Raw genomic sequence first — 13,351 nt, 5'->3', positions numbered from 1 at the left:
GTCACGACCAGGCCCGACAGCGGCGCATCGGCCGGCCACAGCGCCTCCAGCGCGTGCACCATCGAGCCTCCCGCCTTGCCCGCCCCGAGCACCAGCGTGCGCCCGCGCGGCGGCGGGGGCAGGTGCGCGGCCAGGCCATGGGCCGGCAACGCGGCGTGCACGGCCACGTCGTACAGATGGCGGAGGAACGTGGCCGGCTGGCTGGCCGGCGGCGACACGGGCAAGGCCGGCAGGCCGGCGGCGGCAGGGGTCTTGGGGGTGGTCATCCCCGGATTCTGGCCGAACGGGTCGGCGCCACATCGTCCACCAAAACTGTATACACATTGCTGGGCCACGGCTATCATGCGCCGATGGAAACCTCCACCACCAGTGCCATCGTCGGCGACCTGACGCGGGCCATCGTCGAGCACCGGCTGCTGCCGGGCGCCAAGCTGGTGGAGCAGAAGCTGGCCGACCATTTCGGCGTCTCGCGCACGCTGGTGCGGCAGGCGCTGTTCCAGCTGTCGCAAAAGCGGCTGGTGCGCCTGGCGCCCGCGCGCGGCGCCTTCGTGGCCGCGCCCTCCGCCGACGAGGCGCGGCAGGTGTTCGCCGTGCGCCGCATGCTGGAGGCCGAGATGACCCGCGCCTTCGTGCGCGAGGTCACCCCCGCCCGCATCCGCGCCCTGCGCGAGCACGTGGCCCGCGAGAAGGCCGCCGTGGACGGCGCCGACGTGCAGGACCGCACCGAACTGCTGGGCGACTTCCATGTGCGCATGGCCGAGCTGATGGGCAACCAAGTGCTGGCACAGATGCTGCAGGAGCTGATCTCGCGCTGTGCGCTGATCACGCTCATGTACCAGAGCGCCGACGAGGCCGCGCACTCGCACGACGAGCATGCCGAGATCGTCAGGGCCCTGGCCGCGCGCGACGAGGAGCGCGCCGTGCGCCTGATGGACGCGCACCTGCTGCATGTGCAGGACAGCCTGATGTTCGACCGCAAGCTGCCCCCCAACGACATCTCCATGGCTCTTTCGTGAGGACCCGATGACCGCCGCCCCGATCTACGACGCCACCCTGCCCTACCCCCGCGACCTCGTGGGCTACGGGCGCAATCCGCCGCACGCGCGCTGGCCGGGCAACGCCCGCATCGCCGTGCAGTTCGTGCTGAACTACGAGGAAGGCGGCGAGAACGCCGTGCTGCACGGCGATGCCGGCAGCGAGCAGTTCCTGTCGGAAATGTTCAACCCGGCCAGCTACCCCGACCGGCACATCAGCATGGAGGGGATCTACGAATACGGCTCGCGCGCCGGCGTGTGGCGCCTGCTGCGCGAGTTCGAAAAGCGCGGCCTGCCGCTCACCGTGTTCGGCGTGGCGACGGCCTTGCAGCGCCACCCCGACGTCACCGCCGCCTTCATGGAACTGGGCCACGAGATCGCCTGCCACGGTCTCAAGTGGATCCACTACCAGAACGTGCCCGAGGCCGTGGAGCGCGCCCACATGGCCGAGGCCCTGGCCATCTTCGAAGCGCTCACGGGCCAGCGGCACGGCGCGCCCGGCACGGTGCACGGCGCGGGCTGGTACACCGGCCGCGACAGCCCCAACACCCGCCGCCTGGTGGCCGACCACGGCGGCTTCGCCTACGACAGCGACTACTACGGCGACGACCTGCCCTTCTGGATGAAGGTCGCCCGGACCGACGGCAGCACGGCCCGGCAGCTCATCGTGCCCTACACGCTCGACTGCAACGACATGCGCTTCGCGCTGCCCCAGGGCTACTCCCACGCCGACCCGTTCTTCCAGTACATGAAGGACACGTTCGATGCGCTGTATGCCGAGGGCGACCCCGCTGGCGACGACCGTCCGAGGATGATGAGCATCGGCATGCACTGCCGGCTGCTCGGGCGCCCGGGCCGCATCACCGCGCTGCAGCGCTTCCTGGACCACGTGCAGCGGCACGACCACGTGTGGGTGTGCCGCCGCATCGACATCGCACGCCACTGGGCCGAGACCCATCCCTGTCCGGAGTGAACGCCATGCCCCTCACCCTCGAACAACTGAATGCCGCCGCCCCCGAAGAGGCCGCGCGCCTGCTGGACGGCCTGTACGAGCATTCGCCGTGGATCGCCGCGCAGGCGCTCGCGGCGCGGCCCTTCCGCTCGCTCGCGCAGTTCAAGCACGCGATGGTGCGCGTGCTGGCCCAGGCGCCGCGCGAGGCGCAGCTGGCCCTGGTGCGCGCCCATCCGGAACTGGCGGGCAAGGCCATGGTGGCAAACGCGCTCACGGCCGAGTCGGCCCGCGAGCAGGGCACGGCCGGCCTCACGCAGTGCACGCCCGACGAGTTCGCGCGCATCCAGCAGCTCAACGCCGAGTACAACGCGCGCTTCGGCTTCCCGTTCATCCTCGCGGTGCGCGGCCCGCGCGGCACGGGGCTGCCCCGGCAGGACATCATCGACACCTTCGCGCGCCGGCTTTCCAACCCACCGGACTTCGAACTGGCCGAGGCGCTGCGCAACATCCACCGCATCGCCGAGATCCGCCTGAACGACCTGTTCGGCGTGGCACCCGCACTGGGCAACGGCGTCTGGGACTGGCAGGAAACCCTGGCGCAGCACAGCGACCCAGGCTTTGCTGAAAAAGGCCAGCTCACCGTCACCTACCTGACCGATGCGCACCGCGCCTGCGCGCAGCGCATCAGCCACTGGATGCGCGACTGCGGCTTCGACGAAGTGGCCGTGGACGCGGTGGGCAACGTGGTGGGCCGCTACCACGGCGCCACGCCCGATGCGCCCCTGCTCATGACCGGCAGCCACTACGACACCGTGCGCAACGGCGGCAAGTACGACGGCCGGCTGGGCATCTTCGTGCCCATGGCCTGCGTGCGCGAGCTGCACCGCCAGGGCCGGCGCCTGCCCTTCGGCATCGAGGTGGTGGGCTTTTCGGAGGAGGAAGGCCAGCGCTACAAGGCAACGTTCCTCGGTTCGGGCGCGCTCATCGGCGACTTCGACCCGGCGTGGCTCGACCAGAAGGACGCCGACGGCGTGACCCTGCGCGAGGCCATGCAGCATGCCGGCCTGTGCATCGACGACATTCCGAAGCTGCAGCGCGACCCGGGCCGCTACCTCGGCTTCGTCGAGGTGCACATCGAGCAGGGCCCGGTGCTCAACGAACTGGACCTGCCCCTGGGCGTGGTCACCTCCATCAACGGCAGCGTGCGCTTCGTGGGCGAGATGCACGGCATGGCGAGCCACGCCGGCACCACGCCCATGGACCGCCGCCGCGATGCGGCTGCGGCCGTGGCCGAACTCATCCTCGCGGTGGAAGCGCGTGCCGCGCGCGACGGCGACTCGGTGGGCACCGTGGGCCTGCTGAACGTGCCCGGCGGCTCCATCAACGTGGTGCCGGGGTGCTGCCAGTTCAGCCTGGACCTGCGCGCCCCCACCGATCCCCAGCGCGATGCGCTGGTGGCCGATGTACTGGCTGCGCTGCAGTCCATCGCCGCGCGGCGCGGCATGCACTACACGCTGGAAGAAACCATGCGCGCCGCCGCCGCGCCCAGCGCGCCCGCGTGGCAGCAGCGCTGGGAACGCGCGGTGGACGCACTGGGCGTGCCGGTGCACCGCATGCCCAGCGGTGCCGGGCACGACGCCATGAAGCTGCACGAAATCATGCCGCAGGCCATGCTGTTCGTGCGCGGCCTGAACAGCGGCATCAGCCACAACCCCCTGGAAAGCACGACCAGCGACGACATGCAGCTCGCCGTCGACGCCTTCTCCCACCTTCTGAACCAACTGGCCACCGAAACCCCATGAGCAGCACCTACCAATCACTGGACGCCTGGATCGACCAACATTTCGACGAAGAAGTGCGCTTTCTGCAGGCGCTGGTGCGCGTGCCCACCGACACGCCGCCCGGCAACAACGCACCGCACGCCGAGCGCACGGCCCAGCTGCTGCAGGCTTTCGGCTACGAGGCCGAGCGCCACCCCGTGCCCGACTCCGAGGTCAAGGCCTACGGCATGGAATCCATCACCAACCTCATCGTGCGCCGGCCGTATGGCGAGGGCGCCACCGCCGCGGGCGGCCGCACCGTGGCGCTCAATGCCCACGGCGACGTGGTGCCGCCCGGCGAAGGCTGGACGCACGACCCCTACGGCGGCGAGATCGTGGACGGCAAGATCTACGGCCGCGCCACCGCGGTGAGCAAGAGCGATTTCGCCAGCTTCACCTTCGCCCTGCGCGCCCTGGAGGCCGTGGCGAAACCGACCAAGGGCGCGGTGGAACTGCACTTCACCTACGACGAAGAGTTCGGCGGCGAACTGGGCCCGGGCTGGCTGCTGCGCCAGGGCCTGACCCGGCCCGATCTGCTGCTGGCCGCCGGCTTCAGCTACGAGGTCGTCACGGCGCACAACGGCTGCCTGCAGATGGAGGTGACCGTGCACGGCAAGATGGCCCATGCCGCCATTCCCCACACCGGCGTGGACGCGCTGCAGGGCGCGGTCGCGATCCTGAACGCGCTCTATGCGCAGAACGCCCGCTACCAGCAGATCACCTCGAAGGTGGATGGCATCGAGCACCCCTACCTGAACGTGGGCCGCATCGAAGGCGGCACCAACACCAACGTGGTCCCGGGCAAGGTCGTGTTCAAGCTCGATCGCCGCATGATCCCCGAGGAAAACCCCGCCGAGGTCGAGGCCGCCATCCGCCAGGTGATCGCCGAGGCGGCCGCGGGCTGCGCCGGCATCACGGTGGACATCAAGCGCCTGCTGCTGGCCAACGCCATGCAGCCGCTGCCGGGCAACGCCCCGCTGGTGGCCGCGCTGCAAAAGCACGGCGAGGCACTCTTCGGCCAGCCGATCCCGGCCATGGGCACGCCGCTGTACACGGATGTGCGCCTGTACGGCGAGGCCGGCATTCCCGGCGTGATCTACGGCGCCGGCCCGCGCACCGTGCTGGAGTCGCACGCCAAGCGCGCCGACGAACGCCTGGACCTGGAAGACCTGCGGCGCGCCACCAAGGTGGTGGCGCGGACGCTGCACGACCTGCTGGGGTGAAGAGAGGACGGCGGCTCGCCGGTCAGGGCATGACGGCGGAGTCGGGCAACCGGGGGCAGTCGGTGCATTCGGGCGGGATGTTGTCGAACACCGCATCCCGCCCGACCTGCACCGCATTCACTGGTGGATTGAGCCACCAGTCAATCTCCCCGTTGAGCCAGAGATCCACCACCTTGCTTTCGCCCAACAGGGTTTCGGGCTGGATACGATACAGGCGGATGACATGCGGATAGTGCATGTCCCAGTGCGCAAGTCGCTGCAGCCATGAGGCTTCGTAGTAATCCAGTCGATGAACATGCCGAGGGCTGAAGTGGCTGCGATCGTATCTTTGGGAAAGTGCATGCCAAAGGGCACACGACAGTAACAACACTGCCGCGATCCACAGGGTTTTCTTCAAGGAGCCAAAACCCCTATAGACTCCGAAGATGCAGTGCGCCAGCTCATGGCATCAACACCGCATCCGGCAGTTGTGGACATTCCCGGCATTCGGGCGCGATGTTTTCGAACACGATGGCATTGCCGATCACCACCGAATTGACGGGATCATCGAACCACCAGTTCAGCGATCCATTCATCCAGAGCTCCACCACGTCGCTTTCTCCCAGCAAGGTCTCCGGTTGATTCCGATACAGCCGAACAAATGCCGGCATTTTGAAACTGAAGTGAACCAAGCTTTGAATGGGGGACGCCTCGTAATACTCCACACGGTAGACTTTTCTCGGACTGATCGATGTGTGAAACAACTTCGGTGTGAATGCGTACCAGACGGCCACCAAGACACCCACCAACAGCAGGAGAAAAACCGGCTTCTTAAAACGCTTCCATGCAATGCGCATAAAAAATCACCATGCGATTTTTTGTGAAAAAGGAAGCTTGATGCGCAACGTGTTGGAAAGAACCATGAAATCTCCGCCTTTGTTATTGCTCTCTCGCCACCTTCTGAAGTCCGCGTTCTGAACCAAGTACTTGCGACTCTGGACCGATGAAGGTGACTCGTTCACTGTCTGCGGTTCGATGGGCACACCCATTTTCGTTCCAAGACCACACTCCATTCCATTGAATCCCCAGCAGCCAAGGGGTTGGGATATAAAGAATCTGCCGTCGTTGAAATCGTAGGAATCACGCAAATAAAAAGCCAACTCATCCACCTCGATACTGGCTTTTCCGCCCCCCTGTGGAGTGACCATTCCTGAAACGGCCACCTTGATTTGCGCCTCGCCCATCGCCCCATACAAATCATCCAGCGGATCGCCCAACTTTCCGAACACCAGGTAATTGACTTGGCAAGTCGAGTCCAACACTGCTGGCGATTGAGCCAAATTACCGAAGCGCCAGCAGCCGTGATTCTTCCCCAGACTCGCTCTGCCTACTCTGATCTTCAACTGCTGCATGCCAGCAGGGCTTGCCCATTTGGCTTGCAATTCTTGGACTGCGGCCCTGACACGTGCAAAACCCATTGCCCATTCCATGGTGACGGTGCTGTCGTCCAATTGCGAAGCAGGCAATTGATTGAGGCGGCTGCCTTCCAGACTGCCCTTGACTCCCTCGGTCATCTGGAAAGCCGCCCCGTTGAACCACCGCTCCATCAAGTTCGACGCCACCGGCCACCCCAGCCGGGACCGCATCACATTCGGAATGTCACGCAGCTGAAAAAGCCGTGTGGCGTACTTGGGCGCGAGCTTGCGCGCCAGTTCAGCGCGCAGTGCGGCTTGCGGCACTGTCACGATGTCATCCATGGCTTCACTCCCTTTGTTATTCAAGCCTTCCATTGGCAGGCGCGAATGATAGGCAGGAGATCGGTGAACGCCATCGCCCGCATGGTGATTAATAGTTGCCAATCGAAAGCCTGCGGTTCCACGGATCGGTCTCCGAACCGACACCGCGCTCGCCCGTGGAGCCTGCGCCACACGCGGGATAACCCCCAACCCGCCGGGTCGGCGAATGTCTACATTTCTTGTATGCAAGATTGGTGAACCAATGTGACGACTTTCGGAGATCCCATGCAACGCTTCTTCCGTTCCCTGTTCGGCCGGGTGGTCCTGGCCCTGATCGCCGGCGTCATCGTCGGTCTGCTGTGGCCCCAGTGGGCGGTGCAGCTCAAGCCCCTGGGCGACGGCTTCATCAAGCTCATCAAGATGCTGATCCCGCTCATCGTGTTTTGCGTGGTCGTGCATGGCATCGCGGGCACGGGGGATCTGAAGCGGGTGGGCCGCGTGGGGATCAAGTCGCTGATCTATTTCGAGGTGGTCACCAGCATCGCGCTGGTCCTGGGGCTGGTGCTGGCCTTCGTGTTCGAGCCGGGTGTCGGCATGAACGTGGACCCGCGGGCGCTGGACGCCTCGGCCATGGGCGCCTATGCCGACAACGCCAACAAGCTGGCGGGGGGCGGCTTCAGCGACTTTTTGCTCAAGCTGATTCCCAACACGGCGATCAGCGCGTTCTCCACGGGCGACGTGCTGCAGGTGCTGCTGTTTTCCATCGTGTTCGGCTGTGCGCTGTCGCTGGTGGGCGAGCGCGGCGCCCGGGTGGTCTCGCTCATCGATGATTTTTCCGCCGTGCTGTTCAAGGCGATGGGCCTGATCATCCAACTCGCACCCCTGGGCGTGCTGGGGGCCATCGCCTTCACAGTGGGCAAGTACGGCATCGGCTCGCTCAAGCAGCTGGGCCTGCTGGTCGCGCTGTTCTATGCGGCAGTGTTCATCTTCGTGGTCGTGGTGCTGGGGCTGATCATGCGGTTTTCGGGCTTCAGCCTGTTCAAGCTGCTGCGCTACCTGCGCGAGGAGCTGGCCGTGGTGTTCGCCACCACGTCGTCCGACAGCGTGCTGCCGCAGGTCATGGCCAAGCTCAAGCACATGGGCATCCGCGACTCGACCGTGGGCCTGGTGATTCCCACAGGCTATTCGTTCAACCTGGACGCGTTCTCGATCTACATCACCCTGGCGGCGGTGTTCATCGCGCAGGCCACGAACACGCCGATTTCCATGGCGGACCTGCTGACGATCCTGGCGATCTCGCTGGTGACCTCCAAGGGCGCGCACGGGGTGCCGGGCTCGGCCATCGTGGTGCTGGCGGCCACGCTGCATGCGATTCCGGCCATTCCCGCGATCGGCCTGGTTCTGGTGCTGTCGGTGGACTGGTTCATGGGCATCGCCCGCGCGGTGGGCAACCTGATCGGCAACTGCGTAGCCACGGTGGCCATCGCCTCGTGGGAAGGCGACATCGACCGGAACCGAGCACATGCCGTGCTGGATGGCAAGGCGCTGGATGCGCCCACGGACGTGTAGTGCGGCTTCCACACACATTCCAGGATGCTGTAAGCACCGGTAACGCAATTACGGTGTAATGCAGGACTTCTTTTTCCGAGGCCGCCATGATCCAGTCTCTGCGCTCCAAGATCCTCGTCATCAGCACCGCCACCGTCGTCTGTGCCCTGGCGGTGACCGGTGCCGCCACCTACTCCATCACCCGCACCAACACGTTCGAGACCATCGAACAGGACCTGAACGCCATCACGGCGGGCAACACGATGGCCATCGACCAGTGGGTGTCCGCCAAGGCGGCCGCCGTGAACGCCACCGCGGCGGTCGTGGAACAGGGCGATCCACAGGGCTACGTGGCCCTGATGGGCAAGGCCAACGGCTTTCCCATCACCACCGTGGGCTGGGAGGACAAGACCTTCAAGTCCACCACGCAGACCCCCGCGGGCTATGACCCGACGGCGCGCCCCTGGTACAAGGCGGCGGTGCAGGCCGGCAAGCTGGCGGTCACCAAGCCCTATGGCGACTCCACCACCGGCGTGCCCTATGTGGCCTTCGTCGCGCCGCTGCTGCGCAACGGCGCGCTGCAGGGCGTGGTCAACGGCGCCGTGCCGCTGGAGGGCGTGCGCGAAGTGGTCGCCGCCATCCGCCCCACGCCGAGCAGCCTGGGCTTCGTGGTGAACAGCGACGGCCAGATCCTGGCCCACGCGGACGCCAAGCTCAGCCTCAAGCCGGTGACCGAACTCTCGCCCCTGCTCACCCCCGCCGCCATGGCCTCGCTCGCAAGCGCGACGCGGCCGATGGAGGTGGAGCTCAACGGCAGCGCCAAGCTGCTCAAGGCCCGCCCGGTGCAGGGCACCGACTGGTCGCTGATCGTGGCCCTGGACAAGGCCGAGGCCACCACCGGCCTGCGCAGCGTGCTGCAGACGCTGGCCGTGGCCATCGTGCTGCTGGCCGTGCTGGCGGCTGCGGTGGGCGCGATGCTCACCGCCAAGTCGTTCCGCCGCCTGTCGGAGGTGCGCGACGCCATGGACGAGATCGGCTCCGGCGGCGGCGACCTGACGCACCGCCTGCCCGTCTCCGGCAGCGACGAGGTGGCGCAGATCGCCTCGTCGTTCAATGCCTTCGTGGACAAGATCGGCACCGTGCTGCAGGACGTGCGCCATGGCGTCGAATCGATGAAGACGGCCACCGACGAAATCAAGGCCGGCAACCACGACCTGTCCAACCGCACCGAGACCTCGGCCAGCAATCTGCAGGAAACTTCGGCCTCGCTGTCGCAGCTCACCGTCACCGTCAAGCAGTCCGCCGAAGCGGCGGCGCAGGCCACGCGCCTGGCCACCTCGGCCAGCGCATCGGCCAGCAAGGGCGGCGAAGTGGTGGCCAGCGCGGTCACCACCATGGACGAGATCTCCAAGGCCTCATCCAAGATCGGCGAGATCATCGGCGTGATCGACTCCATCGCCTTCCAGACCAACATCCTGGCCCTGAACGCGGCCGTGGAAGCCGCCCGTGCCGGCGAGAACGGCCGGGGCTTCGCCGTGGTGGCGAGCGAGGTGCGCAGCCTGGCGCACCGCAGCGCCACGGCGGCCAAGGAGATCAAGACGCTTATCGACGCCTCGGGCGTGAGCGTGACGACCGGCACCCAGCGCGTGCGCGCGGCGGGCGAGACCATGGGCGAGATCGTGGACAGCATCCAGCGCGTCACGCAGATCATCGGCGAGATCAACAGCTCGATGACCGAGCAGAGCGCCGGCATCGGCCAGATCAACCAGGCCGTCGCCGAGATGGACCGCGCCACGCAGCAGAACGCCGCGCTGGTCGAGGAGTCCACCGCCGCCTCGGGCGTGCTCAACGAGCAGGCGCACAACCTGTCGCGCACCGTGGCCGGCTTCACGCTGGACAAGCACGCCGCAGGCCACGGCGGCGCGACGCCCCTCGCCCTGCCACGCTGAAAAGCGACAGCCGGCACCGCCCCTTGCCCACCATGAACGGTGCCAGCAGCCAGACCCAGATCGCCCAGCAGGTGGTGGAATCCATCCTGGCGCAAAAGCTCGCCCCCGGCGAGCGGCTGGGCGAGCAGGCGCTGGCCACCCTGTTCGGCGTGAGCCGCACCCTGGTGCGCGAGGCGCTCATGCAACTGCAGGCGCGCGGCTTCGTCGAGGTGCGGCCGCGCCGGGGCTGGTACGTGGTGGAGCCTTCGGTGGAAGACGCCCGTGATGCGTTCTCGGCGCGGCGCATCGTGGAATCCGGCATCCTGGCCGAAGCCGGGCGGCCGCTGCAGGCGGTGGTGCGCCGCCTGCGCCAGCACATCGCGCAGGAGCAGCAGGCCATCGACGACGCGGATGCCGCCACCCGGGCTTTTCTGCTGGCCGACTTCCACGTGTGCCTGGCCGAAGCCCTGGGCCACCGCAGCCTGAGCGGCATCCTGCGTGATCTCACCGCGCGCACCACGCTGGCCGCCTCGCTCTACCAGTCGCGCCACGAGGCCAGCCAGTCGTGCGCCGAGCACGCCGCCATCGTCGAGGCCCTCGAGCGCGGCGATACCGCGCTGGCGCGCGAGCGCATGCTGGCGCACATCGGGCATGTGGAGCAGGCGCTCGATTCGCAGGCGCCCCGCACGCACGACCGCCTGCGCGACTCGCTGGCGCCGCTGCCGGCGCGGGACGGCACGCGGGGCTGATTCGCACGCGCCAGCCCATCGGGCGCGCCACCGGTTCGCCATCCCATCTCCGTTTAGAGGCAGTTCCCCAGGCGGCATGGGCGGCGCGGGCGTAGCATTCGTGCCCCACAGCGACAGACACGACCCGCCACCATGCCCCCCACCGAAGGTCTGCCCCGTCCGTCAGCCGCTCCCCCCTCGGGCGCCCCAGCGCCCAGCGCGCGCAGGAGCTGCGCCAGATCATTGTCGATGTGGCGGCCGCCCTCATGCTGGAGCACGGCTACGCGGGCACCAGCATGGAAGCCATCGCCACTGCGGCGGGCGTGACGAAGCGCACCATCTACACCCGGTTCGAGTCCAAGGAAAACCTGCTGCGCGAGGTGCTGGCGGCCGCCGCGCTGCCGGCATTGCAGCTCGATTTCCAGTTCGCGCCCGGCCTGCCCCTGCAGGACAAGCTGGTGCGGATCGGCATGGAAATGAATGCCACGCTGCTGCACCCCGGCATGCAGAACTGGCTTCGATTCGCCATCCATGGCATCGCGCTCCACCCGGAGCTGGCCCCGCTGGTCCATGGATTGATCGAGCAATACCTGGCGCTGCTGGCACGGCATCTGGCGGACTTGTTCGCCAGCGAAGCCATGGTGGTGGAAGACCTGCCCACCCTGGCGAAGGTGTTCGCCAGCCTGATCTCGTCGCCGGCGCAGAACCTGGCGGCCTTCGCGATGCATCCCGGATCGCCCGAGGAGCAGGCGCAGCTCATGCACCGGTCCGTGGCGGTGTTCCTGGCCGGCTGCCGCGCCATCTGAGCGCCAGCAGGGTTTCAACATCTCCTCTTGTTGTTGCTTGCTGACAGGCCTGGCCATTAATGAAACCCATCAGTTTCATTTCTGATAGGATTTGAAACCATTGGTTACACAGGCAGTGGCACGGTCCCGCGATGGGTTTCTGCAAGGCTTCGCCATCCGCTCCCACAACGACAAAAGACAACAGCGGCTCTCGACCTTGCTGGCAAGAGGTGCATCACGGCGCCTCTTGAATCAACGACCCTCCACCCCAGTGCTCACGAGGCACGGGCCATTCCTGCGGCAATCCAATGCGTCGCCAGCGCCACCGCTGGTTTTTGACAATCCAAACGGGCTTCGAAAATGGAATGGTTTAAACAAATGAAGGTCGGCACCAAGCTGATCGCCGGCTTTCTGGCAGTCGCGGCGATCGGCGCGTTGATCGGTACGGCCGGCATCCTGCGATCCAGTGAAATCAATGACCTGGCCGACCTGATGTACGAGCGCGAAGTGGTCGGCCTGTCCCATGCGGCGGACGCCAATATCCAGCTCATCGCTGCAGGCCGGGCGATTCGCAATGCCCTGCTCGCATCGACGCAGGAGGAGCGGCGTACCCACACGGAATCGGTGCAGGCCCGCTTGAAGGCGATGCACGAATCGCTGAACAAGACAGACAACTTCTCCGTGACGGCACAGGGCAAAGCCCTGGTGGCCGAGAGCCAGAAAGCCGCCAAGGCCTACGACGATGGCATTCAATCCGTCCTCGCGCTGCTGCAGACAGAAGAATTGGCGAACACGCGTGCCTCGGTGACCAGAATCCACGAAGTCAGGCAACTCGCCGACAAGGCCGACGAGCTGCTGGGACAGATCGTCGAACGCAAGCGCAGCAATGCCAAAAGCCTGAACGACAAGACCACCGAGATCTACCTCCAGGTGCGCCTCATCCTCATCAGCCTCACGATCGGCGGCGTGGTCCTGGGCATCCTGGTCGGCGTCCTGCTCACGCGGGGGCTCACGCGCCAGTTGGGCGGCGAGCCAGGCGATGTGGCCCGGGTGGCCGGTGCCATCGCGCAGGGGGATCTGACCGTCCCCATCGACACCTCCCGCGCCGCCCGGGGCAGCGTGGTGGCGGCCATGCAGACCATGCAGACCTCGCTGCGCGAGGTGGTCGGCACGGTGCGCGCGAGCAGCGGCAACATCGCCGTGGGCGCGACCCAGATCGCCACCGGCAACGCCGACTTGTCGCAACGCACCGAAGAGCAGGCGAGCAACCTGGAGGAAACCGCTGCCTCCATGGAGGAGCTGACCAGCACGGTGATGAGCAGCGCGGACACCGCCAAGCAGGCCGCCCAACTGGCCCAGTCCGCCAGCCAGGCCGCGCAAAAGGGCGGCGAGGTGGTCGGGCAGGTCGTGTCGATGATGGGGGAGATCAACCACTCGTCCCAGCGGATCGCCGACATCATCGGCGTCATCGACGGCATCGCGTTCCAGACCAACATCCTGGCCCTCAATGCCGCCGTCGAGCGCCGGGCCGGGCGAGCAGGGCCGCGGTTTCGCGGTGGTGGCCAGCGAGGTCCGCAGCCTCGCCCAAAAGAGCGCCGAAGCCGCAAGGAGAGATCAA

Annotated in this window: 13 protein-coding genes and 1 pseudogene; 10 read left to right on the top strand and 4 right to left on the bottom strand. The window is 66.7% G+C overall.

The features are described 5' to 3' along the window. Window positions 1-266, bottom strand: a 266-nt coding sequence (locus tag AC27IO_RS13640) for a DUF4147 domain-containing protein (RefSeq protein WP_498739224.1), incomplete at its 3' end; no start/stop codon positions are given. 84 nt (window positions 267-350) lie between these two features. Between AC27IO_RS13640 and AC27IO_RS13635 the strand changes: the two genes are divergently transcribed. The 4 genes from AC27IO_RS13635 to AC27IO_RS13620 are packed head-to-tail and all read left to right on the top strand — an operon-like array spanning window position 351 to window position 5,029. After that, window positions 351-1,016, top strand: a complete 666-nt coding sequence (locus AC27IO_RS13635; protein WP_487114479.1) for a GntR family transcriptional regulator — start codon at window positions 351-353, stop codon at window positions 1,014-1,016. A 7-nt stretch (window positions 1,017-1,023) separates the two neighbouring features. Beyond that, complete coding sequence (gene puuE / locus AC27IO_RS13630) at window positions 1,024-2,007, top strand: allantoinase PuuE (protein WP_498739223.1); 984 nt, start codon at window positions 1,024-1,026, stop codon at window positions 2,005-2,007. Window positions 2,008-2,012: 5 nt separating this feature from the next. Continuing rightward, a complete protein-coding gene (gene uraD / locus AC27IO_RS13625; protein ID WP_498739222.1) occupies window positions 2,013-3,788 on the top strand; it encodes a 2-oxo-4-hydroxy-4-carboxy-5-ureidoimidazoline decarboxylase in 1,776 nt (591 codons plus the stop codon). Beyond that, complete coding sequence (locus AC27IO_RS13620; protein ID WP_284430000.1) at window positions 3,785-5,029, top strand: M20 family metallopeptidase; 1,245 nt, start codon at window positions 3,785-3,787, stop codon at window positions 5,027-5,029. Before uraD ends, AC27IO_RS13620 begins: the two co-directional genes overlap by 4 nt. A 22-nt stretch (window positions 5,030-5,051) precedes the next feature. Here the strand turns inward: AC27IO_RS13620 and AC27IO_RS13615 are convergent, their stop codons facing one another. The 3 genes from AC27IO_RS13615 to AC27IO_RS13605 are packed head-to-tail and all read right to left on the bottom strand — an operon-like array spanning window position 5,052 to window position 6,765. After that, entirely contained in the window at window positions 5,052-5,426 is a 375-nt protein-coding gene (locus AC27IO_RS13615; RefSeq protein ID WP_498739221.1) for a hypothetical protein, read from the bottom strand. A gap of 43 nt (window positions 5,427-5,469) precedes the next feature. Next, on the bottom strand, window positions 5,470-5,865 hold the full coding sequence (locus tag AC27IO_RS13610; protein WP_498739220.1) for a hypothetical protein: 396 nt from the start codon (window positions 5,863-5,865) through the stop codon (window positions 5,470-5,472). A 6-nt stretch (window positions 5,866-5,871) separates the two neighbouring features. Further along, window positions 5,872-6,765: a DUF6402 family protein gene (locus AC27IO_RS13605; protein WP_498739219.1), complete on the bottom strand. Its 894-nt coding sequence runs from the start codon at window positions 6,763-6,765 to the stop codon at window positions 5,872-5,874. Window positions 6,766-7,029: 264 nt separating this feature from the next. On the opposite strand from AC27IO_RS13605, the gene AC27IO_RS13600 reads away from it, so the two are divergent. From AC27IO_RS13600 to AC27IO_RS13575, 6 genes and pseudogenes are all read left to right on the top strand, one after another. After that, complete coding sequence (locus AC27IO_RS13600; RefSeq protein WP_317359053.1) at window positions 7,030-8,313, top strand: C4-dicarboxylate transporter DctA; 1,284 nt, start codon at window positions 7,030-7,032, stop codon at window positions 8,311-8,313. An 86-nt stretch (window positions 8,314-8,399) separates the two neighbouring features. Then, entirely contained in the window at window positions 8,400-10,241 is a 1,842-nt protein-coding gene (locus AC27IO_RS13595; protein WP_498739218.1) for a methyl-accepting chemotaxis protein, read from the top strand. Window positions 10,242-10,273: 32 nt separating this feature from the next. Continuing rightward, complete coding sequence (locus tag AC27IO_RS13590) at window positions 10,274-10,969, top strand: GntR family transcriptional regulator (RefSeq protein ID WP_272567760.1); 696 nt, start codon at window positions 10,274-10,276, stop codon at window positions 10,967-10,969. A 230-nt stretch (window positions 10,970-11,199) separates the two neighbouring features. Next, window positions 11,200-11,754: a TetR/AcrR family transcriptional regulator gene (locus tag AC27IO_RS13585; RefSeq protein WP_498739217.1), complete on the top strand. Its 555-nt coding sequence runs from the start codon at window positions 11,200-11,202 to the stop codon at window positions 11,752-11,754. 339 nt (window positions 11,755-12,093) lie between these two features. Then, window positions 12,094-13,218 (top strand): annotated as a pseudogene (locus AC27IO_RS13580) (MCP four helix bundle domain-containing protein); the annotation flags it as partial. Window positions 13,219-13,240: 22 nt separating this feature from the next. Beyond that, window positions 13,241-13,351 (top strand): methyl-accepting chemotaxis protein (locus AC27IO_RS13575; protein ID WP_498739225.1); only part of this gene is annotated, 111 nt, incomplete at its 3' end.

Source organism: Acidovorax sp. KNOB132 (assembly GCF_057541515.1).
The sequence above is the reverse complement of the archived record's forward strand: the minus strand, read 5'-3'. Positions and strand labels throughout refer to the sequence as shown.

Bases quoted from the DNA above. Each gene is read 5' to 3' on its own strand.
- AC27IO_RS13635 (WP_487114479.1), top strand. From the start codon at position 351: ATGGAAACCTCCACCACCAGTGCCATCGTCGGCGACCTGACGCGGGCC.
- puuE (WP_498739223.1), top strand. From the start codon at position 1,024: ATGACCGCCGCCCCGATCTACGACGCCACCCTGCCCTACCCCCGCGAC.
- uraD (WP_498739222.1), top strand. From the start codon at position 2,013: ATGCCCCTCACCCTCGAACAACTGAATGCCGCCGCCCCCGAAGAGGCC.
- AC27IO_RS13620 (WP_284430000.1), top strand. From the start codon at position 3,785: ATGAGCAGCACCTACCAATCACTGGACGCCTGGATCGACCAACATTTC.
- AC27IO_RS13610 (WP_498739220.1), bottom strand. From the start codon at position 5,865: ATGCGCATTGCATGGAAGCGTTTTAAGAAGCCGGTTTTTCTCCTGCTG.
- AC27IO_RS13605 (WP_498739219.1), bottom strand. From the start codon at position 6,765: ATGGATGACATCGTGACAGTGCCGCAAGCCGCACTGCGCGCTGAACTG.
- AC27IO_RS13600 (WP_317359053.1), top strand. From the start codon at position 7,030: ATGCAACGCTTCTTCCGTTCCCTGTTCGGCCGGGTGGTCCTGGCCCTG.
- AC27IO_RS13595 (WP_498739218.1), top strand. From the start codon at position 8,400: ATGATCCAGTCTCTGCGCTCCAAGATCCTCGTCATCAGCACCGCCACC.
- AC27IO_RS13590 (WP_272567760.1), top strand. From the start codon at position 10,274: ATGAACGGTGCCAGCAGCCAGACCCAGATCGCCCAGCAGGTGGTGGAA.